This window comes from Actinokineospora cianjurensis, from assembly GCF_003663795.1.
In the GTDB taxonomy this organism is placed as follows: domain Bacteria; phylum Actinomycetota; class Actinomycetes; order Mycobacteriales; family Pseudonocardiaceae; genus Actinokineospora; species Actinokineospora terrae.
On sequence record NZ_RCDD01000001.1, the window covers coordinates 347,758 to 370,662 of the forward strand.

Consider the following 22,905-nt stretch of genomic DNA (forward strand, 5'->3'; position numbering starts at 1 on the left):
TCTCCTATCCGTGCGTTCCGAGTTCGCCGCCGCCGAGGTGCAGCGCGACGTTGTCGATGAGCCGGGTGCCGCCGAGCCGGGCGGCCACCAGCAGTCGGGCCTCGCCCCGGTCGGGGGCGGGGCCGAGGTCGGGTCCGCGCAGCGCGAGGTAGTCGACCTCGAGTTCGGGGGTGCCCACCAGCACGGCTTCGGCCGCCGCGAGCACGCCCTGAGCGCCCTGGGCACCGGCGTACGCGCCCGCGGTCAACGCGGCGGACAGCGCGGTCGCGGCGGTGCGCTGCTCGGCGTCGAGGTAGGCGTTGCGGCTGGACTTGGCCAGCCCGTCGCGCTCGCGGACCGTGGGGATGCCGATGACGTGCGGGTCCATGTCCAGGTCGCGGACCATCTTCTTGATCAGCGCGAGCTGCTGGTAGTCCTTCTCGCCGAACAGCGCGTAGTCGGGTCGGACGATGTTGAACAGCTTCGCCACCACGGTCAGCACGCCTGCGAAGTGCCCCGGCCGGACCGCGCCCTCCAGCTCGTCGCCGAGCGGTCCGGGGTGGACGGTGACCTGCGCGCCCTCGGGGTAGAGGGCCTCGCGCTCTGGGGTGAACACCAGCTCGACCCGCTCAGCCGCGCAGACCTCCAGGTCGGCCTCCAGCGGGCGCGGGTAGCGGTCGAAGTCCTCGCCCGCGCCGAACTGCAGCGGGTTGACGAAGATCGACACCACCAGCACCGTGTTCGGGATCCGGCGCGCGCGGCTCATCAGCTCGCGGTGGCCGTCGTGCAGCGCGCCCATGGTGGGCACGAACGCGATCTTGCGGCCCGTGGCGCGCAACGCCCGGGTGGTCTTGGCCAACTCCTCCGGCGACGTGTGCCGGTGCAGCTGACCTGCGGTGAAGCTGGGCTTGGCCCTCATCGGGTCTCTTCCTCGATCGCGGCGGTGACGTCGGGCGCCAGGTCGGGCCGCAGCAGGCCCGCCTCGGTGGCGCGGCCGACGGTGCGCATCGCCAGTGCGCGGTAGGCGGGCAGCATGTGCGGGGCCTGCTCGGCGAGCACCCGCACGTGCCGGACGACGGTGCCCGCGTCCCCCCTGGCCACCGGGCCGGTGAGGGCGCGGTCGCCGTGGCGCAGGGCGTTGTCCAGCGCGGCGGACAGCAGCGGGGCGAGCAGGCGCTGCGGGGTGGCGACCCCGGCGTCGCGCAGCAGGTCGACGCACTCGCCGACCAGGGTGACCAGGTGGTTCGCGCCGTGCGCGAGGGCGGTGTGGTAGAGCGGGCGGGCCGCTGCGGGCACCCGGACCGGCTCCGCGCCCATCTCCACGACCAGCGCCTCGGCGACGTTCCAGGCGACCTCGTCGTCGTCGGCCGCGGTGACCCCGAAGCTGCACGCGACGATGCGCTGCAGGTCCTCCGCGCGGCCGGTGAAGGTCATCACCGGGTGCAGCGCGAGCCCGAGGACGCCCTGCTCGACGGCCGGTTCCAGCACCTCGACGCCGTGGGCGCCGCAGGTGTGCACGACGATCTGGCCCGGTCGCAGCGCACCGGCGGCGGCGAGGCCGCGGACCATGCCGGGCAGCGCGTCGTCGGGGATGGCGAGCAGCACGAGGTCGGCGATCGCGGCGACCTGGTCGGGCGGGAGGACGGCGGCGTCGGGCAGCAGCTGCTCGGCTCGGCGCAGCGACTCGCGGGACACCGCGGAGACGGCGGTCACGGTGTGGCCCGCGCGGGTGAGCGCGGCACCGAGGACGGCACCGACCCGACCGGCGGAGACGACCCCGACCGACAGGCGCGCGGGCCTGCTCATGACGGGCGACCTAGCGTGCGGGACATGGCGAACTGCGCTCCCTCGCCTCGTTCCAGTCCCGCATCGGCGCGGGTACCGGACGACGCCACGAGAGTAGCCACCGCGGCGGATCCGGGTGGGGGCTGGGTGATGTGCTTCACCGGGTCGCGCGCGCCACATCCACCGCGGCGCGGCGGGACTCGCGGACGATCCCGACCAGCCGCGCCTCCCGGTCGGCCGCCGCCGGGCCCGCGGTCCCGACCGCCATGGCGTGCCGGTGGAAGGCCAGTTCGCTGACCGCGCTCTGGTACACCTCGACCGCCCGCGCCGCCTGCCCGCCCGCCTGTGCCCTGACCTGCGCGCGCCACTTCCGGCGGCCCTTGAGGCTGGCCAGCAGGTCCACTTCGGACCGGACGACCAGCCCGGCGTCGACCATGGCCACCAGCCCCGCGCTGACCACGCGCTGCTCGCGCTTGCGCTGCCAGTGCACGAAGTACACGACCGCGCCGAACACCGGCACCATCACCAGGAAGTACACGCTGAGGAAGGTGTCCGCGTTCCCGAGGGTGGCGGTGGTGTTCCACAGCGCGTGCAGCACGACGGCGGCGAGGTAGCCCAGCAGCGGCGCCAGCACCCGGGTGCGCTTCGAGGTCGACCTGGCCGCGACGCCGAACCCGATGCCGATCATGACCGTGAACAGCGGGTGGGTGAACGGCGAGAGGACACCGCGCAGGATGAACGCGGCGAGCACCCCCGGCGAGGTGCTGTCGCCGAAGCCGTACTCGGCGAACGCGCGGCCGAAGTAGTAGATGTTCTCGGTGAAGGCGAACCCGGCCGCGACCAGTCCGGCGTAGACGATGCCGTCCACGACACCGTCGAACTCCTCGCGCAGGAACAGCAGGATGCCCAGCACGAACGCGCCCTTGACGCCCTCCTCGAACAGCGGCGCGGACACCATGGCGCTGATCTTGTCGCCCTGCCCCTTGCCGAGCAGCAGGTCGCCGACGGCCTCGGCGGTGTTGTTGATCAGCAGCGCGGTGATCGCCGCGACGCACGCGCCCCAGGCGAAGGCCAGCCACAGCAGCCGGGCGGGCTCCGGCTCCCACCGGTCGACCCACAGGAACGCGGCCACCACCGGCCCAACGGGCAGCAGCGCGCCACCGACGCCGACCAGCTCGGCGAGCAGCCCCACTCTGGCGTAGCTCAACGCGAGCAGCGTCAACCCACACCCGGCGAGCACGACCAAGCCCGCCACCGGAACCAGAACCGTCAACCGGCGCGGCAGATGCCGTCGCGGAACCCCGTCAGACACGACAGATGATCATAGGGCCGGGCGCGGTCAGTCCTCGCCGCGGCGGCGGTGGCGGCGCGGCGAGCCACCGGTGCCGTGCGCGGCGAGCAGCTCGCTGACGGACTTGCCGGAGGAGTGCGACCCGGTGTCCTCCTGCGGCTCCTCGGCGGCGATGCTCTCGTGCCAGGCAGGCGCGCCCTCGGCCCTGCGGCGCCTGCCGCCGGGGTCCTGGTCGGCGTGCTGGGCGTTGACCGGGGGGAAGGTGCCGGTCACCGCGCGCCTGCGACCACCTGGGTCGGGTGCGGCGGGCATCAGGGCACGGTCGGGTGCGGCGGGCGCCAGGGCACGCTCGGGTGCGGCGGAGGTCAGGGCGGGGTCGGGCGCGGGCGTCATGGCGACCTCGGTGCGCTCTGCGGACCGGGGACGCTGCACCGAGCCGGGCGCGGGCATGTCGCGGACGGCACCGGGCGTCGGCTGGGCCTCGCGCGCGGCCGGGCGGAACTCCTGGCCGGTCTCCTGGCGCGGCCGGACAGGTGCCGCGGGCTGCTGCCGCACCGGTGCCTGCGCGGAGACCTCACGGCGCACCTCAGGGGCGCGCTCCGCACCGTTGCGCACCGGCACCTGCGCGGTCGCCTCGCGCCTGGGCTGCTGCTGGACCGGCCCGAACTGCTGGCTCGCCGCAGGCCCGGGAGCCGCGTGCCCGTGGGCACCCGCCCGTGCCGGGCCCGTGTCCTGGCGGACCGGGCCGAACTCCTGGCTCACCTCGGGGCCGTGACCGTTGCGCGCGGCACCGTTGCGGGTGGACTCAGGCCGAGCGGGGCCGGGCGTGCGCGTCTGAGCGGCTGGGTGCCCCGGTCGGACCTGGCTCGCCTCGGAGCCATGGGTGCCGGTGTGCGACGAGGCCGGGCCGCCTCGCACACCATCCCGACCCTGAGCGCGAACCGGGCCGAACTCCTGACTCGCCTCAGGACCATGAGCACCATTGCGAACAGGCTCGAACTGCTGACTCACATCCGCGGCATAGGCACCGGTGTGCGACGAGGCCGGGCCGCCTCGCACACCATCCCGACCCTGGGCACGAACCGGGCCGAACTCCTGACTCGCCTCAGGACCATGAGCACCATTGCGGACGGGCTCGAACTGCTGACTCACATCCGATCGGGCCGGGCTGCCTGCACGCCCGTTGGCGCGAACCGGCCCGGACTCCTGGCTGGCCTCGGGACCATGACCGTTGCGAACGGGCTCCGCGGCGTACGCACCGTTGCGGGCTTGCTCCGACCGAGCCGGGCCTGCGCTGCGGACCTGGCTCGCGTCCCGGCCCTGGGCACCCGCCCGGACGGGACCGAATTCCTGGCTGGCCTCGGGGCCGGTGCGGACCGGCTCGAACTGCTGGCTCGCCATCGCGGCGTAGGCACCGGTGCGTGCCGGGGCCGGGTCGCGGCGGGGCGGGTTGGTGGCGCCCGCGCGAGCGGCTTCCCGGGGCGCGGCGGGGCGCTGGGGGGCGGCGGGGTCGCGGCGGACGGGCTCGAAGTCCTGGCTGGCCTCGGCGTTCGCGCGGGCGGGTTCGCGGCGCAGCGGCTTGACGCGGTTCTGGGCCGGGATGGGCGCCGACTGCCGCGAGGACTCCCAGGACGGGGTCCAGTCGGGGTCGATGCGGTCCGGGTCCTCGTCGCGGACCCACTGGTTGCGGGCCACCCTGCCGATGAGCTGGGTGTCCGGGTCGCCGCCAGCGGTGATGTGCCGGACCGGGTTGGCTGGCCGCGCGGCGATGGCGTTGTCGGCGATGCCGCGCATGCGGGTGGCCTCGGCGTGCAGCGCGAAGCGCTCGACCAGCACCTCGCCGCCGAGCAGCGCCTCGAGGCTGTGCCGGAGGTGGTGCAGTTCCTCGCGCAGCGCGGTGAGGTCGTCGGAGGTCTCCGCCTCGACCTTGCGCCGGGTGGTGGCCTCGACCTCCAGTTCGAACTCGCGGCGGGCGGCGACCTCGCGCTCGAGTTCGAGTTCGTACACGCGCTGCCGCTCGGTGGCCTCGTCGGCCCGGTCGGCGACCTGCCTGCGGTAGCGGGCGGCGAGGAAGGCCCCGGCGAGGGCGGCCCACAGCGCGGCGACGACGCCGAGCCGCATCCACCGCAGCGAGTCGCTGAGCACCAGCACCGCTGTCGAGGCCAGGGCCAGACCTAAAGCGGCGAGCAGCAGGGCGCGCGCACCGCGGGAGCCCTGTGCTGGGGGGTCAGTCCGGCCGGTCATGGCGCCTACCGTACCCGCCCGTTATCTCAGCGAGATCAAATGGCGGGCACGATGTTTACCTGATCGGGTCCCGTCGCTGGTCATCGCGGTCGTCCGGGGTGCGGCAGCAGGACTCCAGCCACAGCGCCGCGGCGATGAGCGCGGCGGCGCACACCACACCGACGACGGCGCTGGCGACGTCGTGCTTGGCTGCGGCCACCTCGGCGCTCTCCGGCAGCACATATCCCAGGACACCGAGCCAGGCGCCGACCATGATGGCACCGAGCACAGAGGACGCCTTGGCCAGTGCGACGGCCCTGGCGGCGGTCAGCGGCTGCACCGCTTTGCCCGTCCCCTTGATCCGGTCGCGCAGGCCGAACCCGAACAGCGCCTCCACGACGGCGAGCACCAATAGGGTGATTCCGGCGAGGCGGGGCAACGGGGGCAGATCGCCGTAGAGGACGCGCAGTGCCAAGTAGACGACGACCGCGCCGACCAGCCCGGCGAGCACCAGGTCACGGGGTTTGGTGAAGGTCATCGCAACTCCAGGTCGTCGCGCCGGTGGACTCCGCTGACATCAAGGCCCGCCAACAACGCGTCAGCCCTACCGAGCCCGGGTACGACCGCGTCCGGGTCTATGTCCAGCCACGGGATCAACACCGTGGCGCGCTCGTGGGTTCCCGGGTGCGGGAGGATCAGATCCGGTTCCGAGCTGATGACACGGTCGACCACCACTACGTCCACATCGAGCGTCCGCGGCCCCCAGTGCTGCTCACGGACTCGTCCAGCCGCGTTCTCCAGTGCCTGACCGCGCCACAGCCATCCCCAGGCGTCTGTGACCGCGTCTTCCACCACACACACGGCATTGAGGAAGTCGGGCTGGTCGGTGACGCCCCACGCGGCCGTCTCGTAGACAGGCGAGAGCGCGACAAGGGCGTTCGCGAGTCCGTCCACGGCGATGCGCAGGTTGGCCAACCGGTCGCCCAGGTTGGAACCGAGTGAGAGGACCGCCCGGCTCACCGGCGGCGGGAGCGGCGCACGGTCACCGCGACGTCGGCGAAGCTGAGCGGGATAGGCGCGCTCGGTTTGTGCACTGTGACCTCGACAGCGTGCACGCGCGCATCGGTCATCTCGCCGTCCGCGATCTCGGCGGCCACCGTCTCGATGAGATCCCGCGACGGTCCACCGATGACAGCCGCCGCGCGCTCGGCCAGTTCGCCGTAGTGCACGGTGTGCTGGAGGTCGTCGGTTGCCGCTGCCTCACGCAGGTCGATCCACAGCGTTATGTCGACCACGAAGTCCTGCCCGTCGCGCTTCTCGTGCTCGAACACGCCGTGGTTGCCGCGCACGCGCAGCCCGGTGAGGGTGATCCGATCGGTCATCGGTCTCCTGTCATAGCGGCGGCTACCGCGACCGCGTCCAGCGAGCGCCGCACGTCGTGCACCCGCACCCCCCAGGCCCCCGCTGACGCGACCAACGCCGACACCGCGGCCGTCGCGTCCTCCCGGCCGCGCGGCGGGCGGAGAGCGCCTTCGGCGTCGGCGAGGAGCTTGCCGAGGAACCGCTTGCGCGAGACCCCCACCAACACCGGGAACCCCAGGTCGACCAACGCGGGCAACTCGCGCAGCAGCGCCCAGTTGTGGTCGCTGTTCTTGGCGAACCCGATGCCCGGGTCGATCGCGATCGCCTGCTCGGCGACACCGGCGGTCAGCGCGGCGTCGACCCTGGCCAGCAACTCGGCCCTGACCTCGGCGACCACGTCGGTGTACTCGGCGAGGGCGTCCATGTCCCTGCTGTGCCCGCGCCAGTGCATGAGGATCCACGGCACCCCGGTCTCGGCGGCGACCCTGGCCATGTCCGGGTCGGCGAGCCCACCGGACACGTCGTTGATCACGACCGCGCCCGCGGCGACGGCGGCCTCGGCGACCAGCGCCCTGGTGGTGTCGACGCTGACCCGCACCCCGGCGGCGGCCAACTCCCTGATGACCGGGACCACCCTGGCGATCTCGGTCGGGGCGTCCACCCGCAGCGCACCCGGCCTGGTGGACTCACCGCCGACGTCGACCAGGTCGGCGCCGCCGCGCCAGATCCGCACACCGTGCTCGATGGCGTCGTCGACGTGCAGGTACCGACCCCCGTCGGAGAACGAGTCGGGCGTCACGTTGAGCACGCCCACGACCGCGCACCGACCAGGCGAGGGCAGCAGGGTCACCGGCTGCGCCCGTTGATCAGCTGGATGGCCTCGGCCCTGGTGGACGGCGAGCTCTTGAGCAGCCCGCGCAGCGCGGAGGTGGTGGTGCGGGCGCCCGGCTTGCGGATGCCGCGCATGGCCATGCACAGGTGCTCGGCCTCGATGACCACGATCACCCCGCGTGGCTGGAGTTTGCGCACCAGGGCGTCGGCGACCTGCGAGGTGAGCCGCTCCTGGACCTGCGGCCGCTTGGCGTACAAGTCGACCAGCCTGGCCAGTTTGGACAGTCCGGTGACGTTGCCCTTCTCGTTCGGGATGTAGCCGACGTGGGCGTGGCCGTGGAAGGGCACCAGGTGGTGCTCGCAGTTGTGCGTCAGGTGCCCGCCGATGAGGAACGTCGGGTGCGGGTCGCAGGTGAGGCTGTAGACGGTCGCCTCGGCGGCCACCGCGCGCACCGACTCCACCCGCACCCACTGCGACTGCCCCAGGGTGGTGGTGTGCCCGTCGCGGGCGAACCCGTGGCGCAGCAGCCACTCCGCGTCCTGACCCGGGGCGCCCGCGGTGACCAGCTCCCTGGCAGGCGCGGCGATCCCGGTCCACTCCACATGGGACCCGGCGACGTCCTTCGCCTCGGCCCAACCGTGCGGGGTCGCGAGTGGATGATCACCGGTGACGGTGAACACACCGGCGCCTGTGGACACCTCGACGAGGTCGCGCGACCGCTTGGCGGTGACGCCGATCACGGAAGTCTCCACCCGGCGACCGTCCACCAGGGTCCACAGTGGATCACCGACCCGGATGTCCTGCGCGGCGCGGGGACCGCCGACGGCGTCCACCGGCTGCCCGTGCGGCACGCAGGTCGAGTACATCGGGATGTCGGTGACCAGGATGAGCTCGTCGTGGCTCTCGTCGAAAGTCTTGTCCAGCACCGAGTCCGGCTCGGTGTAGAGCCCGGCGAACAGCTCGGCGTACGCCCTGGCCACCCGGGCCGGGGTCTCCAGCAGGCCCTCGCGGTCGGGGTCCTCGCCGCAGGCCAGCAGCAGCTCGCGGATCGCCTTCTCGGCGCGGTCCTGGTCGAAAGCCGGGGTCGGGACGTCCTCGCGGGTGCTGAACGTCCCGACCCGGTCACGGCTCGTTGTCATCGGTATCCTCCGCCATCGTCGCGGCACAACGCCGCCACCATCGCATCAGGAACCGTTGGTGCGCCCACCGGAGTCCTGATCCCGGTTCGTGGGATCCGCGGGGGGCTGACCACCACCCTGGTGCTGCTGCGCGTCGTTGCGGCGCTCACCCCACGACGGCTGCCAGGAGTCGTGCGGACCGGACGGTCGGGTGGGACCGGTCGCCGGTGTCCACCCGGGCGGCGCGCCGTAGTGCGGCGGCCCCGCGTGCCTGCCGGTCTGCTGACCGTACGGCGGCGGGCTGCCGTAGGGCGGCGGCTGCGGCGAGCCGTAGGGCGGCGGGCTCCCGTACGGCGGGGTGCCGTTGGGGGCGGCGCCGTTGCCGGGGGGCAGCTCGGGGGTGCCCCGCGGCGGACCGCCGGGCAGGTCGCCCGCGCCGCCGATGGCGCCGACCGGGGTCGGCACCGGCTCGCGGGGGGTGTCCTCCGGCCAGGTCTCGCCGCGCTCGATGGCCTGCTCGCGGCGGGTCTTGATCGGCGGCTTGTCCGAGGGGGTGCGCTCGCCGAAGTCGTTGAACGCGGTGATCCTCGGCCGCTTCTCCACCTTGGAGAAGATCCGCTCCAGGTCCTTGCGGGTGAGCGTCTCCTTCTCCAGCAGCTCCACCACCAGGTCGTCGAGGACGTCGCGGTAGGTGTTGAGCACGTCCCACGCCTCGGTGTGCGCGGCCTCGATGAGCTTGCGCACCTCCTCGTCGATCTCGTGCGCGACCTCGAGCGAGTAGTCCGCGCCGTGGCCCATCGACCGGCCGAGGAACGGGTCGCCCTGCTCCTGGCCGTAGCGGACCGCGCCGAGGCGGGCGCTCATGCCGTACTCGGTGACCATCGCCTTGGCGATCTTGGTGGCCTGGTCGATGTCGCTGGACGCGCCGGTGGTCGGCTCGTGGAACACCAACTCCTCGGCCGAGCGACCGCCGAGGGCGAACACCAGCCTGGCGATCATCTCCGAGCGGGTCATCAGCTGCTTGTCGTCCTCGGGGACGACGAGCGCGTGCCCACCGGTGCGGCCGCGGGGCAGGATCGTCAGCTTGTACACCGGCTCCAGGTCCGGCATCGCCCACGCGGCGAGGGCGTGGCCGCCCTCGTGGTAGGCGGTGATCTTCTTCTCCTTGTCGGAGATGATCCGGCTCTTGCGGGCCGGTCCGCCGATCACCCGGTCGACCGACTCCTCCAGCGCGGCCGCGGTGATCTGCGTGCCGTTCTGCCTGGCGGTGAGCAGCGCGGCCTCGTTGAGCACGTTGGCCAGGTCGGCGCCGGACATGCCGACGGTGCGCTTGGCCAGGCTGTCGAGGTCGGCGTCGGCGGCCATCGGCTTGCCCTTGCCGTGCACCTGCAGGATCTTCTTGCGGCCGGTCAGGTCGGGCGCCGACACCGGGATCTGCCGGTCGAACCGGCCGGGGCGCAGCAGCGCCGGGTCCAGGATGTCGGGCCGGTTGGTGGCCGCGATGAGGATGATGCCGCCGCGCGCGTCGAAGCCGTCCATCTCGACGAGCAGCTGGTTGAGGGTCTGCTCGCGCTCGTCGTGACCGCCGCCGAGGCCCGCGCCGCGCTGGCGGCCGACCGCGTCGATCTCGTCGACGAAGATGATGCACGGGGCGTTCTGCTTGGCCTGCTCGAACAGGTCGCGCACCCGGGAGGCACCGACTCCGACGAACATCTCCACGAAGTCCGACCCGGAGATCGAGTAGAACGGCACCCCGGCCTCACCGGCGACGGCCCTGGCCAGCAGGGTCTTGCCGGTTCCCGGCGGGCCGTAGAGCAGCACGCCCTTGGGGATCTTCGCGCCGAGCGCCTGGTAACGGGCCGGGTTCTGCAGGAAGTCCTTGATCTCGTGCAGTTCCTCGACAGCCTCGTCGGCACCGGCGACATCGCCGAACGTCGTCTTGGGCATGTCCTTGGGCAACTGCTTGGCCTTGGACTTGCCGAAGTTGAGCACCCGGTTGCCGCCACCCTGGACGTTGTTCATCATCCACATCAGCAGCAGCAACAGCAGCGCGAGCGGGATGAGGAAGATCAGGATCTGGGTGAGGAAGGAGTCCTGCGAGACCGAGGTCTTGAACTCGGTCCCGGTCTTGGCGATCAGCGACTTGTAGATCTCCGAGGTCGCCCCGGCCGGGTACTGCGCCAGGACCTGGGTGACCTGCTTGCCGTCCTGATCGATCGGGGCGTTGAGGGTCAGCTTGAGCTGCTGTTCCTTGTCACCGAGCTCGGCGGTCTTGACGTTGCCCGCCTGGATCTGCGCGATGGCTTTCGACGTCGGCACCGTGGTGTAGCCACGGGTGTCGTCGAAGAGCATGGTGAAGGCGAAGTAAATCAGCAACACCGCCAGGATCCACAGCAGCGGGTTGCGAAGCAGGCGCTTGCGGTCCATTCACTTACGGCCGCGAGGCGGCCTCCACCCTCCCTGACGTGCACTGAGGGCAATGACGACCCATTGCCCAGCCGGACGGGGCACACACTCCGGTCTTGCCAGAGTACCGTCCGCGTCGGCACCCTCACCGGGCGAAGTGCCGGCTGGGTGCGCAACAGGGACAACGTGCCCACGACGGGCATGGTTCCCACGACTACCTGATCGGTCCAGTTCAGGCGGCCGGGTCGGTGCTCAGGACGTGTAGACCCTCGGGTCCAGCGTGCCGATGTAGGGCAGGTCGCGGTAGCGCTCGGCGAAGTCGAGGCCGTAGCCGACCACGAACTCGTTCGGGATCTCGAAGCCGATGTAGCGCACCGGGACGTCGACCTTGATCGCGTCCGGCTTGCGCAGCAGGGTGCAGACCTCCAACGACTTCGGTCCGCGCGAGGCGAGGTTCTTGAGCAGCCAGGACAGGGTGAGCCCGGAGTCGATGATGTCCTCGACGATGAGCACGTCGCGGCCCGCGATGTCGCGGTCGAGGTCCTTGAGGATCCGCACCACGCCGGAGGACGAGGTCGCCGACCCGTAGGAGCTGACCGCCATGAACTCCAGCTGCACCGGCACCGGCAGCGCCCTGGCCAGGTCGGTCATGAACATCACCGCGCCCTTGAGCACGCCGACGAGCACCAGGTCCGAACCGTTCTCCGGGTAGTCGTGCCCCACCTGCTTGGCGAGTTCGGCGATCTTCTCGTCGAGCTGCTGCTCGGTGATCAGCACCGAGGCGATGTCGCCGTCGTACACGGTTCCCCTCTCACACATCCCGACCAGTGCACGTGAGCCTGCCACGTGCACGCCGAGCCACCAACCCGCCCGGCAGGGCGATGCCGCGTTGTCCGTGCCAATCGGACACCAGCGCGTCGGCACCCCGCAGGTGCGCGTCGGTCAGCTCGGGGACACCCGCCCGGGTCAGCCAGGTGCGCAGCACGCGGCGCCGCACGGCGGGGGGTAGCGGGGTGAGTTCTGCCACGACCAGTTCGCCGCCCGCGCTGGCCCTTGTGTGCGCTTCTGCGGCGATCGCGTCGAGTGCGGCTAGGTCTTCGCGCAGCTGGGCCGCGGTCCTGGCGAGGGCAGCGCTGACACCGCCTTGGAGGACGTCGTCGAGCAGCGGCAGCACCTCGTGCCGTAGGCGGACGCGGGTGAAGCGTGGGTCGGCGTTGTGCGGGTCCTGCCACGGGGTGATGCCCAGCGCGGCGCAGGCGGTCTGCGTGGTGGTCCTGGGGGTGCGGAGCAGCGGTCTCGCCCACGGGTGGTCCAGCGGCTTCATGCCCGCGATGGACCGGGGGCCGGAACCGCGGCCGAGTCCGAGCAGGACGGTCTCCGCCTGGTCGTCGCGGGTGTGGCCGAGCAGGACCCAAGCGCCGTCCGCCGCGGTGCGCAGTGCGGCGTAGCGGGCGCGGCGGGCGGCTGCTTCCAGGCCGCCCTTGCCCTCGACGACGACCGGGAGGACGTGGACCTCGTCGAGCCCGAGGTGCGCGAGGTGCTCGGCGGCGCGGGACGCGGTGAGCGCTGATTCGGCTTGTAGGCCGTGGTCGACGATCAGGCCGACGACCGCCAGGCCCATCTTGTGGCCGATGTGGGTCGCGGCGGCGGCGAGCGCGAGGGAGTCCGCGCCACCGGACACGGCGACGGTGATCCTGCCCTCGGGTTCGACCCCGTCGAGCAGGTCGCGCACGGCCCGCCGGATGTCGGCAACGGCCGGGTGGGGCTTGGCAGTGCTCACGCGACGCGGCGGATCCAGGCGGCCGGGTCGCTCAGCTCCGACCTCAGCGGCAACGTCTCCGGTGATGTCCAGATCGCGTTGAACCTGTCCATGCCGATCTCGCCGATGATGTGCGAGGTGAACGTGGCGCCCACGGCGTACTGCTTCATCTTCGCGTCTACGCCCAAGAGGTTGCGCAGCACGCGGTCGAGCAGTCCCCCACCGCGCCTGCGCACGGTGAACCGCTCGCGGATCGTGGCCACGGTCGGCACGACGATCGGGCCGACGGCGTCCATGACGTGATCGGCGTGGCCCTCCAAGAGGGTCGAGATGGAGATAAGACGGTCGAACACCGCACGCTGCTCAGGGGTCTGCAATGCCTCCACGAGCCCGAGAGGGCCACTGGAGGCGGTGGGGTCCGGCTTGGTCCTGGCGCTGCGCAGCAAGTCTGGGAGGCGCGCGACGGCACCGTTAGCGCTGTCGTCGAGACCACCGAGGAACGCGCCCACCTGCTGCTGGAAGTAAGAGCGCAGCCACGGAACGGCGGTGAATTGCAGCCTGTGCGTGCACTCGTGCAGACAGACCCACATCCGGAAGTCCTCCGGTGGGACGTCCAGCGCCTGGTGCGCGGCCACGATGTTCGGCGCCACCAGCAGCAACCGGCCGGACTCGCCGCCGAACGGGTCGTACTGGCCGAGGACCCGGCTGCTCAGGTACGCCAGCACCATCCCGGCCTGCACCCCGGCCGTGCCCGCCAGCACGCCACCGACGACCCGGCTCGGCCTGCTCGGCAACGCGTCCGTGGTGAGCGCGGCGATGCTGTCGGCGGCGGCCTGGATCCAGTGGTCCCGGTCGACCACGTCACCGGGCAGCAGCGGCAGGTCCGCGCCGAGGCCGGTCAACCGGCGCACATGTGCCTCGGCGTCGGCGGTGATGTCCCGCAGCCTGCTCACCGTGTGCTCGGCGACGTCCCTGGTCACCACCGGCCCGGGGCGGACCAGCCGCCGCGCCGTCGAGACCGCCAGGTCCCAGTCGACCGGAGGAGCCCCGCCGGTCGACTTCGCCACGTCCGCGCCGGTCGTGTTCACCTGCTCGACGCTACCGGAGCGCGGGTGATCTCACCTACAGCCGCATTGGCGCAGCGCGGCAGCCACGGCGTCCAGCGCGGGCTGCGCGGCACCGGGGACCGAGCCGTTGGACATCAGGGCGAACACCAGCAGCCTGCCGTCGGTGTCGAGCACCACCCCGGCCAGGGAGTTCACGCTGGACAGGGTGCCGGTCTTGGCCCGCACCCAGCCCTTGCCCGGCGCGGCGGCCGGACCCTGGTAGCGACCGGCGAGGGTGCCGCTGCCACCCGCGACCGGCAGCGCGCCGAGCAGCGGGCGGAGCTTGGCGGTGCGCGGGTCGGCGCCGTCGGGCGCCGCGGCGACCTTGAGCACGTCGGCCAGCAGCGCGGCGCTGACCTGGTTCAGGGTGGACAGACCGCTGCCGTCGTCGAGGGTGACGGTGCTGGTGTCGAACCCGTTGTCCTTGAGGGTCTTGATGGTCGCCGCCGCGCCGCCCTCGAACGACGCCTGCTGACCGGTGGCCTTGGCGACCTCGCGGGCCATCGCCTCGGCGAGCACGTTGTCCGACCGCTGCAGGACGTTGTCGACCAGCTCGACCACCGGCGCCGAGCGCACCTCGCCGAGCACCTGGGCGTCGGCCTTGGCCTGCGCGGTCGCCTTCGCGGGCACGGTCGCGCCCCCGCCGATCCGCTTGGCGAACTCCTCGGCCAGCGAGCGGGCCGGGTTGGCCGAGCGCGGCGAGACGGCCTTGGTCGGGTCGGCCCGGCCGCCGTCGAGCATCGCGGGCACCATCGGCGCGATGTAGCCACCGGCCACGTCGGCGGGGATCCAGCCCTTGGCGATGCTCTCGCCCGAGTAGCGGTCCAGGTCGAGCAGGACGGTGGTGACCGGCCCCTTGGCCTTGACCTGCTCGACCAGGTCGTCGAGGTGGGCGGCGCCGGGGTAGACGGTGTTCTTGCCCGCGGCGAACGACGACAGGGTCGGGTCACCGCCGCCGATGATGATCACGGTTCCCGGCTTGTCACCCGCGACGACCTTGGTGGGGAGCTGGGCGGCGTGCGGGAGGGCCAGCAGCGCGGCCGCGCAGGTCAGCAGCTTCGCGGTGGACGCGGGGACCAGCGTGGTGTCGGCGTTCTGGGCGAAGAGGACCTCGCCGTTGGCCGGGTCGACGACGGTACCGGTGAGCGTGCCCAGGACCGGGTCGCTCGCCGGGCCTGCCAGGGCCGCACGCACCCCGGCGGACGAGGGCGCGGCGTTGGCGGCACCCGGGCCCTTGAGGGTGGGCGTGAACTGCACCGGGCCGGGCGGCGGCGCGATGGTGACCTCGGGCTCGGCGGCCGTGATGCCCAGCTTGGCCCGCAGCTCGGGGACGAACTGGACGGCGGCGGCCGCGCCGAGCACCACGACGACGACCAGCGCCATCGCCACCAGCAGGCCGATCCGCGGCTTGCGGCGCTCGACCGGCTGCTCCGGCTCGTCGGCCGGGTCGAGCCGCTGCGGGGCGGTCTGGCCCGACTGGGCCGGTGCGGGGTGCCCGGGTGGTCCGGGCGGCACGGGCTGGATGGGCTTGGGTTCCCTGGTGACGGCGCCGACCTGGATGACCTGGGTGCGCTCGGCCTGGCCCGGCGGCGGCTGCGGCGGCGGCCACGCACCCGGCCGCTGCCTGCCCACCTGACCCTGCTGACCCACCTGCCCCTGTCCCGGTTGCCCTTGCCCTGTCTGCCCCTGAACTGGCTGTCCTTGGCCCTGTCCCGGCTGTCCCTGCTGACCTGGCGACCCCTGGAGACCGGTGAGGCCCGGCTTGCTCTGTCCTGGCTGCCCCTGACCTGGCTGGCCTTGTCCCGGCTGTCCCGGCTGACCTGGCGACCCCTGGTGACCGGCGAGGCCCTGCTGACCGGTCTGCCCCTGCTGCGGCCCCGGGCCGGGCGGGCCCTGGCGCTGCGGCGGACGGGGACCGCTCGGCGGCCGCGGCGGGCCACCCTGCGGACGGCCCTGCCCCTGGCGACCAGCGGGGAACGCCGCCGTCGCGTCGCCGGAGGGGCGGCGCGCGGGCTGGGTCTTGTCGCCGTCGCGCGGGCCGGAGGGCGCGAACGGGGCCTGGATCGGCCCGTCCAGCAACCGCCCGCGGTTGCCCGCGTGCACGGTCACGTCCGCGTCAGCGGGTTCACTCGAACGTGGAACCGCCGTTCCGGGCGTGTCGCGGACGTGGGTCTCGTCACGTAACGCGGGCCCGCGAGCGCTCCGAGTGGTCGACTCGGGTGCTCCGACGGGGCGGTCGTCGTCGACGCTCGGCCACGCCGCGTCGTCGTCCGCGGGCCACGCTGGGTTGTTGTCCGGCACGTCAGGAAGACGTTCGCCCTGTTCATCAGGTTGTCGCCGGGCTCGTTCCCGATCCCGGCCGTGCTCTGATCCCGGCTGCGGCACCCCGCGTCCTCCCCCTGCGCTCCCGGTGAACGTCACACCCGGATCGGTTCGGGCCGGGGCGACACCGTGGTCCACACTAGTGAGGTAGCAGAGGAAGCGAGCAGGAGCGAGGACACGTCAGTGGAGTTCGACGTCACCATCGAGATCCCCAAGGGGAACCGCAACAAGTACGAGATGGACCACGAGACTGGTCGCATCCGGCTCGACCGCACCCTCTTCACCGCCACCCAGTACCCGGCGGACTACGGGTTCGTCGACAACACCCTGGGTGAGGACGGCGACCCGCTCGACGCGTTGGTCCTGGTGCAGGAGCCGACCTTCCCCGGCTGCCTGATCCGCGCCCGCGCCATCGGCATGTTCCGCATGACCGACGAGAAGGGCGGCGACGACAAGGTCCTGTGCGTCCCGTCGCACGACCCGCGCACCGAGCACCTGCGCGACATCCACCACCTGGCCGAGTACCACCGGCTGGAGATCCAGCACTTCTTCGAGGTCTACAAGGACCTCGAGCCGGGCAAGAGCGTCGAGGGCGCGAGCTGGGTGGGTCGCACCGAGGCCGAGGCCGAGATCGAGCGCTCCTACGCGCGGCTCAAGGAGTCCGGCCTGACCCTGCACTGACCGCAGGCAGCCAAGAGCCCCCGCGCACCCCTGGTCGGTGCCGGGGGCTTTCGCTTTCCCCGGCCTATTCGCGGACCCAGCGCAGGCGGCCCAGTGCGTCGACCTCGGGGCGGTACTCGGCGGGGTTGGCGCCCTCCAGCCTGGCCGCGGTGCGGTCGAGCAGGTCGACGACGTCGTCGGCGTGGTGCTGCATCGCCGGGTAGCGGTAGACGGCGCCGTCGTGCAGGTAGAGGAAGTTGCCGGACTCGCCCTTGGCGAAGGGCACGTCCCCCTCGCGCCAGTTCGGGTCGGCGCACACCTCGGTGACGGTGGTGCGGATCTCCCGCACGGTCAGCGGCTGGTAGGCGGGCGGGAAGCCGAACCCGTCCAGGCGGACGCCGTCGTGCCTGCCGAGGGAGACCACGAGCGCGGTGGGCAGCCGGACGCCGAGGTCGCGCTGCAGGCCGATCATCTCGGTGCGGCTGGCCGGGGCGTTCCAGGACGCGGAGGTCGCGGCGGCGTTGTCGACCAGCCACCGCTCGACGCGCTCCCAGGCCACGGTGACCCGCTCGGCCACCACCGGGTCGGGCTCGGCGAGGTTCAGCGGGCCCTCCGGTGGCCTGCACCTGCCGTCGACCGGCGTCGGCGCGGCGCTGGGCCTGCCCGCCGGGTGCTGCTCGATCGCGACACCGAGCGCGAGCGCGCCCGCGATCAGCAACCCACCTATGGCGAAGATCGCCACCACCACGCGCACCGATCCACCCCCGTTGTCCCCCGCCAGGATGACAGAGACCTACACAGCCGGTGCACAGCGCGTTCCTGGTTAACAGTCGAAGCATGGGCGTCATGGACCACCACACCGAAGACCACGACCGGGGACTCGCCTTCGACCTGGCCACCCTGGGCAGACGGCGCTTGTTGACGTTGATGGGTGGTGCGGGTCTGGCAGCGCTCACGGGCTGCGGTACCGATCACACGGGCCACAACATGAGCGCCAGCACTACGACCACAGCGGGCACCGTGGCGCAGTCGCAGGGCGCGGCCGCCGCGTCCGACTGTGGCACCGAGACCCCACAGGAGACCGGAGGCCCGTACCCGGCCGATGGGACCAACGGGCCGAATGTGTTGACCGAGAGCGGGATCGTCCGCAGCGACATCCGATCCAGCTTCGGTAGCTCTACCACCACGGCCAAGGGCGTTGCTTTGACGGTGGAGCTAACGATCGTCGATACGGCACAGTCCTGCGCCGCCATTCCTGGCACAGCGGTCTACCTGTGGCACTGCGACATCAACGGCAACTACTCGATGTACGGCAAGGGCATCGAGAACGAGAACTACCTGCGCGGCGTGCAGGAGAGCGACCCACAGGGGAAGGTCAAGTTCACGACCATCTTCCCCGCCGCCTACTCCGGCAGGTGGCCGCACATCCACTTCGAGATCTACCCGAGCCTGTCCGAGGCTACCAAGGCGGGCGAGCCTCTGAAGACGACACAGTTGGCTCTACCGAAGGACGTTTGCACCACCGTCTACGGCACGGAGGGCTACTCCCAGAGCGTCCGCAACCTCGCCCAGACGTCTCTGGAGCGCGACAACGTCTTCGGTGACGGCTACGAGACCCAACTCGCCACCGTGTCCGGCGACGTGACAGCCGGCTACGCGGCAACGCTGGCTGTCCGGGTATGACAAACGGCCCCGCACTCAGATGAGTGCGGGGCCGCTCGGTAGAGCTATCAGTGCATCGCGGCGGCGGGAGCGGCGGCGTTGGCCTCCGCTGCCTCGTCCGCGGCGCGCTGGATGCCGGACTTGTTCACCAGCGGGGTCTCCTTCAGGAACCAGATCAACCCGAAGGCCACCAGCGTGACGATCCCGCCGACCAGGAACACCGTGTCCAGCGAGCTGGCGAAACCACTCAGGATCGGCCGGGCGAGCACCGGGTCCAGGGTGTTGAGGAACGCGGTGTTGTTCAGGTCGACACCGGTCCCGCTCGCCAGGCTCCGCGCGAACTCGGGGTTCTGCGCCAGCGCCGCGGTGAACGCCGCGTCGCCGCGCACCGAGCCGAACGCGTCGCCGATCCGGTCGCCAACCACGCTGAACAGGATGGACAGGAAGACCGCGGTGCCGACGGTGCCGCCGATGGACCGGAAGAAGGTCGCCGACGAGGTCGCCACCCCCATGTCCTTGACCGGCACGTCGTTCTGGATGGCCAGGATCAGCGTCTGCATGCACAGGCCGAGCCCGGCGCCGGTCAGCACCATCACCAGCATGACCTGCCACATCGGGGTGTCCACGCCGACCTGCGAGAACAGCAGCAGGGACACCGCGGTGGCACCCAGGCCGATGATCGGGAACTTCCGGTACCGGCCGGTCTTGGCGATGATCTGCCCGGACCCCATCGCGGCCACCAGGATGCCGAAGGTCATCGGCAGCGTCATCAGACCCGACTCGGTCGGCGACGCGCCCTTGACGATCTGCAGGTAGAGCGGCAGCGACATCATGGTGCCGAACATGCCGACGCCCATCACGAAGTTGACCACGTTGGTCAACGCGAAGGTCCGGCGGCGGAACAGGCGCAGCGGCAGCAGTGCCGCGTCCCCCATGCGCTTCTCGACGAAGACGAACGCGACGAGCCCGATCACGCCGATGGCGTACATGAGGATCGCGCGGCCGGAGTCCCAGCCCCACTCCCGACCCTGCTCGGCGACGATCAGCAGCGGCACCAGGCCGACGGTGAGCGCGATGGCGCCCCAGTAGTCCACCCGCTGCGGGACGCGGCGGTGCGGGACGTTGAGGTGGCGGGCGACCACGATCAGCGCGACGATGCCGATCGGGACGTTGAGCAGGAACACCCAGCGCCAGCCCTCGATACCCGCGAAGGTGTCGAGCCCGGCGAAGGCACCGCCGACGACCGGACCGGCCACACTGGACAGTCCCCAGACGGCCATGAAGTAGCCCTGGTACTTGCTGCGCTCACGCGGCGGCACCATGTCGGCGATGATCGCCAGCGCCAGCGACATGAGGCCACCGGCACCGAGGCCCTGGACCGCGCGGTAGGCCGCGAGTTCGTACATCGAGTTGGCGATGCCGGAGAGCACCGAGCCGACCAGGAAGAACGAGATCGCGGTGAGGTACATCGGCTTGCGGCCGAAGATGTCGGACAGCTTGCCGTAGAGCGGGGTGGAGATGGTGGCGGTGATCAGGTAGGCGGTGGTCGCCCACGCCTGGATGGTCTGGCCGTTGAGCTGGTCGGCGATCGTCTTCATGGCCGACGCCATGATGGTCTGGTCGAGCGCGGCGAGCAGCATGCCAAGCATGAGCCCGGAGAGCACGGTCAGGATCTGCCGGTGGCTCAGTTGCCCTGGTGCGGCATCTGAAACCGGTGCTGACATTACTTTCCCCCTTCGGAACGCGCGTGGGTGGCGCATTCGGTGATGAGCGTCGGCAGGTAGTCCGCGTGGTCGGCGAGGAACCGCTCGAACAACCGCACGAAGGTGTCCAGGTCGTCGTGGTCCCAGTGGGCGACCATCTTCGCCAGCGACAGCGCCATCACGGCGCGCTGGCGCTTGAGCAGGTCGACCCCGGCCTCGGTGATGGCGAGCAGGCTGGCCCGCCCGTCCTCCTGGTCGGCGCGCCGCTCGACGAGGCCGTCCTTGACCAGGGTCGCGACCTGGCGGCTGACCGTGGACGGGTCGGAGTGGATCGCCTCGGCGAGCGCGCTGGAGCGGCTGGGGCCGAGGACGACGAGGTTCTTGAGCAGCACGATGGCGGACCGGTCGACGCCTGCCTTGCTCATCCGCGCCGCGATGGTGGCCTGCTGCTTGCCGAAGGCGAACAGGACGGTGGCCAGTCGCTGGCCCTGTTCGACCTCTCGCGCGGAGAGTTCGGCGGTGGTGCCGGTGGCCTGCTCGACCGGCGTGGCCGCGACGGCTTCGGTCACCCGACACCTCCCGAGTTGCTTGCATCATCCAAGTAGTTGGTCGATACAAGCATGCGCTTTTCGGGTGACGGACCGCAAGCCAATAACCTGCGACCCCGCTCACACCGGCGAACTGCCCGGCGCGCTTGCGCGACACCGGGCGTTCAGCAGGTGTTAGCGCAGGTCAGGACCACCCGGGCATGGGGAACCCGGCGAGCAGTTCGCGCACCTCGTCGGCCACGGCGGCCACCTCGGCGTCGTCACCCGCCGCGATCGCCCGGTCGATCCACTCGGCCAACTGGGGCATGTGCTCGACCCGGAGACCACGCGTGGTGATCGCCGAGGTTCCCAGCCGCACGCCGGAGGGGTCAAACGGTTTGCGGGTGTCGAAGGGCACCGAGTTGTAGTTGAGCTCGATGCCCGCGCGGTCGAGCACCTTGGCCGCGGGCTTGCCGCCGACGCCCTTGCCGGTGAGGTCGATCAGGATCAGGTGGTTGTCCGTGCCGCCGCTGACCAGGTCGAACCCGCGCTCGACCAGGGCATCGGCCAGCGCCTTGGCGTTGGCGACGATGTCGGCGGCGTAGGTGCGGAACTCGGGCTTGGCGGCCTCACCGAGCGCGACGGCGATCGCGGCGGTGGTGTGGTTGTGCGGGCCGCCCTGCAAGCCGGGGAAGACGGCCTTGTCCAGCGCCTTGGCGTGCTTGGCGTCGGACATCAGCATCGCCCCGCGCGGGCCCCGCAGCGTCTTGTGCGTGGTGGTCGAGATGATCTCCGCGTGCCCGACCGGCGACGGGTGCGCCCCACCGGCGACCAGGCCCGCGATGTGCGCGATGTCGGCGACCAGCACCGCGCCGACCTCCCTGGCGATCTCGGCGAACCCGGGGAAGTCGATCGTCCTCGGGATGGCCGTGCCGCCGCAGAAGATCAGCTTGGGCCGCTCGGCCAGCGCCAGTTCGCGAACCTCGTCCAGGTCGACCCGACCGGTGTCCTTGCGCACTCCGTACTGCACAGCGCGGAACCACTTACCGGTCGCCGAGACTCCCCAGCCGTGGGTGAGGTGACCTCCCGCGGGTAGCGCCATGCCCATGACCGTGTCGCCTGGCTCTACCAGCGCGAGGTAGATAGCGAGATTGGCAGGGGAACCGGAGTAGGGCTGGACGTTGGCGTGGTCGACGCCGAACACGGTCTTGGCCCGGTCGACCGCGAGGGTCTCAACAGGGTCGATGAACTGCTGGCCCTCGTAGTACCGCTTGCCCGCGTACCCCTCGGAGTACTTGTTGGTGAGCACGGTGCCGGTGGCTTCCAGCACGGCAGCGGAGACGTAGTTCTCGGACGCGATCAGCCGGACCTTCTCGAACTGCCGTCGGGCCTCCCCCTCGACCAGCGCCGCGACCTCGGCGTCGGCGGCGGCCAGGTGCGGGATACCAGGCTGGTGCATGGTCGTTCCTTCCAGAGCGTGCGGCGACGGGACCGGTGACACCCAGGCGTTCGGTGTCGCACCCGCTCCAGCCGCTCCCCGGTGGTCACTTCCACCCGTACACGCCAGTAACGACTCTGGGTAAGACCCTACCCGTTGCCACCTCTTGTTACTCGCGGGTAATCTCGCCGCATGAGCCTGGACTGGGTCGCCGACGCGATGAAGAAGACCGTCCCCTGGGTGACCACCGCCTGCGTGGAGTTCCTCGAGGTCACCCCCACTCAGGTGACCTGCTCCCTGCCCGACCCCGAACCCCACCGCAACCACGTCGGCGGCCCCCACGCCGCCGTCATCTTCGGCCTCGCCGAAACCGCCTCCGGCGCCCTCGCCCTGGCCGCCTTCTCCGCCGAGATGGCCCGCGCGACCCCGCTGGTGGTCCGCTCGGAGATCCACTACCGCAAACTCGCCCTCGGCCCGCTGACCGCCACCGCCGTGCTGACCCGCCCCGCCACCGAGGTCACCGCGGAACTCGACGCGGGCACCCGCCCCGAGTTCACAGTGGACTGCACCATCCACAACGCCGAAGGCACCCTGACCACCGAGATGGCCGTCACCTGGACCCTCAAGCCCCACAAACCCCAGTAACAGCAACCCGCCCCGGCCAGCCCAACCACCACGGCACCCGCCCGCACACACCCGCACACACCCGCGCACCCCGGCAGCGCCACCACC

21 protein-coding genes, 2 pseudogenes and 1 riboswitch are annotated in these 22,905 nt (G+C 71.6%); of the genes and pseudogenes, 4 read left to right on the forward strand and 19 right to left on the reverse strand.

Annotated features, from left to right (window positions below; genetic code table 11):
• Nucleotides 1-4: 4 nt before the first annotated feature.
• From panC to dacB, 15 genes and pseudogenes are all read right to left on the reverse strand, one after another.
• Nucleotides 5-898, reverse strand: a complete 894-nt coding sequence (panC, locus tag CLV68_RS01570) for a pantoate--beta-alanine ligase (protein WP_121388852.1) — start codon at nt 896-898, stop codon at nt 5-7.
• Nucleotides 895-1,785, reverse strand: coding sequence for a Rossmann-like and DUF2520 domain-containing protein (locus tag CLV68_RS01575; RefSeq protein ID WP_121388853.1), 891 nt, complete (start codon nt 1,783-1,785; stop codon nt 895-897). The genes panC and CLV68_RS01575 overlap by 4 nt, the downstream gene beginning before the upstream one ends.
• Before the next feature lie 136 nt (nt 1,786-1,921).
• Nucleotides 1,922-3,076 (reverse strand): PrsW family intramembrane metalloprotease, encoded by a 1,155-nt coding sequence (locus tag CLV68_RS01580; protein WP_121388854.1) that lies wholly within the window; start codon nt 3,074-3,076, stop codon nt 1,922-1,924.
• A 27-nt stretch (nt 3,077-3,103) separates the two neighbouring features.
• On the reverse strand, nt 3,104-5,299 hold the full coding sequence (locus tag CLV68_RS01585) for a DUF6779 domain-containing protein (protein ID WP_121388855.1): 2,196 nt from the start codon (nt 5,297-5,299) through the stop codon (nt 3,104-3,106).
• Between the two features lie 55 nt (nt 5,300-5,354).
• On the reverse strand, nt 5,355-5,816 hold the full coding sequence (locus CLV68_RS01590) for a DUF3180 domain-containing protein (RefSeq protein ID WP_121388856.1): 462 nt from the start codon (nt 5,814-5,816) through the stop codon (nt 5,355-5,357).
• Nucleotides 5,813-6,298, reverse strand: coding sequence for a 2-amino-4-hydroxy-6-hydroxymethyldihydropteridine diphosphokinase (gene folK / locus CLV68_RS01595; protein ID WP_121388857.1), 486 nt, complete (start codon nt 6,296-6,298; stop codon nt 5,813-5,815). The genes CLV68_RS01590 and folK overlap by 4 nt, the downstream gene beginning before the upstream one ends.
• Nucleotides 6,295-6,660: a dihydroneopterin aldolase gene (gene folB / locus CLV68_RS01600; RefSeq protein ID WP_121388858.1), complete on the reverse strand. Its 366-nt coding sequence runs from the start codon at nt 6,658-6,660 to the stop codon at nt 6,295-6,297. Before folB ends, folK begins: the two co-directional genes overlap by 4 nt.
• Nucleotides 6,657-7,490 (reverse strand): dihydropteroate synthase, encoded by an 834-nt coding sequence (gene folP / locus CLV68_RS01605; RefSeq protein ID WP_121388859.1) that lies wholly within the window; start codon nt 7,488-7,490, stop codon nt 6,657-6,659. The genes folB and folP overlap by 4 nt, the downstream gene beginning before the upstream one ends.
• Nucleotides 7,487-7,834 (reverse strand): annotated as a pseudogene (gene folE, locus CLV68_RS34450) (GTP cyclohydrolase I); the annotation flags it as partial. The pseudogene folE and the gene folP, both read right to left, overlap by 4 nt.
• A gap of 459 nt (nt 7,835-8,293) precedes the next feature.
• A pseudogene (locus CLV68_RS01615) lies at nt 8,294-8,611 on the reverse strand (GTP cyclohydrolase I); the annotation flags it as partial.
• A 45-nt stretch (nt 8,612-8,656) separates the two neighbouring features.
• Nucleotides 8,657-11,017 carry an ATP-dependent zinc metalloprotease FtsH gene (ftsH, locus tag CLV68_RS01620; RefSeq protein WP_121388860.1) on the reverse strand — a complete coding sequence of 787 codons (2,361 nt, stop codon included), beginning with the start codon at nt 11,015-11,017 and terminating at the stop codon, nt 8,657-8,659.
• Between the two features lie 231 nt (nt 11,018-11,248).
• Complete coding sequence (gene hpt / locus CLV68_RS01625; protein ID WP_121388861.1) at nt 11,249-11,797, reverse strand: hypoxanthine phosphoribosyltransferase; 549 nt, start codon at nt 11,795-11,797, stop codon at nt 11,249-11,251.
• A gap of 10 nt (nt 11,798-11,807) precedes the next feature.
• Complete coding sequence (tilS, locus tag CLV68_RS01630) at nt 11,808-12,776, reverse strand: tRNA lysidine(34) synthetase TilS (RefSeq protein WP_121388862.1); 969 nt, start codon at nt 12,774-12,776, stop codon at nt 11,808-11,810.
• Complete coding sequence (locus CLV68_RS01635) at nt 12,773-13,843, reverse strand: zinc-dependent metalloprotease (protein WP_121388863.1); 1,071 nt, start codon at nt 13,841-13,843, stop codon at nt 12,773-12,775. Before CLV68_RS01635 ends, tilS begins: the two co-directional genes overlap by 4 nt.
• Before the next feature lie 30 nt (nt 13,844-13,873).
• Nucleotides 13,874-15,511: a D-alanyl-D-alanine carboxypeptidase/D-alanyl-D-alanine endopeptidase gene (gene dacB, locus CLV68_RS01640; RefSeq protein WP_147459853.1), complete on the reverse strand. Its 1,638-nt coding sequence runs from the start codon at nt 15,509-15,511 to the stop codon at nt 13,874-13,876.
• 21 nt (nt 15,512-15,532) lie between these two features.
• Between dacB and CLV68_RS01645 the strand changes: the two genes are divergently transcribed.
• Both CLV68_RS01645 and CLV68_RS01650 read left to right on the forward strand, forming a co-directional pair.
• A complete protein-coding gene (locus CLV68_RS01645; RefSeq protein ID WP_147459854.1) occupies nt 15,533-16,045 on the forward strand; it encodes a hypothetical protein in 513 nt (170 codons plus the stop codon).
• A gap of 321 nt (nt 16,046-16,366) precedes the next feature.
• Entirely contained in the window at nt 16,367-16,864 is a 498-nt protein-coding gene (locus tag CLV68_RS01650; RefSeq protein WP_092779278.1) for an inorganic diphosphatase, read from the forward strand.
• A 64-nt stretch (nt 16,865-16,928) separates the two neighbouring features.
• Here CLV68_RS01650 and CLV68_RS01655 read toward each other — a convergent pair whose 3' ends face one another.
• Nucleotides 16,929-17,597, reverse strand: a complete 669-nt coding sequence (locus CLV68_RS01655) for an SMI1/KNR4 family protein (protein ID WP_121388866.1) — start codon at nt 17,595-17,597, stop codon at nt 16,929-16,931.
• 83 nt (nt 17,598-17,680) lie between these two features.
• On the opposite strand from CLV68_RS01655, the gene CLV68_RS01660 reads away from it, so the two are divergent.
• Nucleotides 17,681-18,526, forward strand: a complete 846-nt coding sequence (locus tag CLV68_RS01660; protein ID WP_246009622.1) for an intradiol ring-cleavage dioxygenase — start codon at nt 17,681-17,683, stop codon at nt 18,524-18,526.
• Between the two features lie 47 nt (nt 18,527-18,573).
• On the opposite strand, the gene CLV68_RS01665 is transcribed toward CLV68_RS01660, so the two are convergent.
• The 3 genes from CLV68_RS01665 to CLV68_RS01675 form a co-directional block, all read right to left on the reverse strand.
• Nucleotides 18,574-20,229, reverse strand: coding sequence for an MDR family MFS transporter (locus CLV68_RS01665; RefSeq protein ID WP_121388867.1), 1,656 nt, complete (start codon nt 20,227-20,229; stop codon nt 18,574-18,576).
• Nucleotides 20,229-20,777 carry a MarR family winged helix-turn-helix transcriptional regulator gene (locus CLV68_RS01670; protein WP_246009623.1) on the reverse strand — a complete coding sequence of 183 codons (549 nt, stop codon included), beginning with the start codon at nt 20,775-20,777 and terminating at the stop codon, nt 20,229-20,231. The genes CLV68_RS01665 and CLV68_RS01670 overlap by 1 nt, the downstream gene beginning before the upstream one ends.
• A 163-nt stretch (nt 20,778-20,940) precedes the next feature.
• Nucleotides 20,941-22,194, reverse strand: coding sequence for a serine hydroxymethyltransferase (locus CLV68_RS01675; RefSeq protein WP_121388868.1), 1,254 nt, complete (start codon nt 22,192-22,194; stop codon nt 20,941-20,943).
• 33 nt (nt 22,195-22,227) lie between these two features.
• A riboswitch (ZMP/ZTP riboswitch) is annotated at nt 22,228-22,316 on the reverse strand.
• 49 nt (nt 22,317-22,365) lie between these two features.
• Between CLV68_RS01675 and CLV68_RS01680 the strand changes: the two genes are divergently transcribed.
• The gene (locus CLV68_RS01680; RefSeq protein WP_121388869.1) at nt 22,366-22,818 is read left to right on the forward strand and encodes a DUF4442 domain-containing protein; all 453 of its coding nucleotides are present in this window, start codon (nt 22,366-22,368) and stop codon (nt 22,816-22,818) included.
• Nucleotides 22,819-22,905 lie beyond the last annotated feature (87 nt).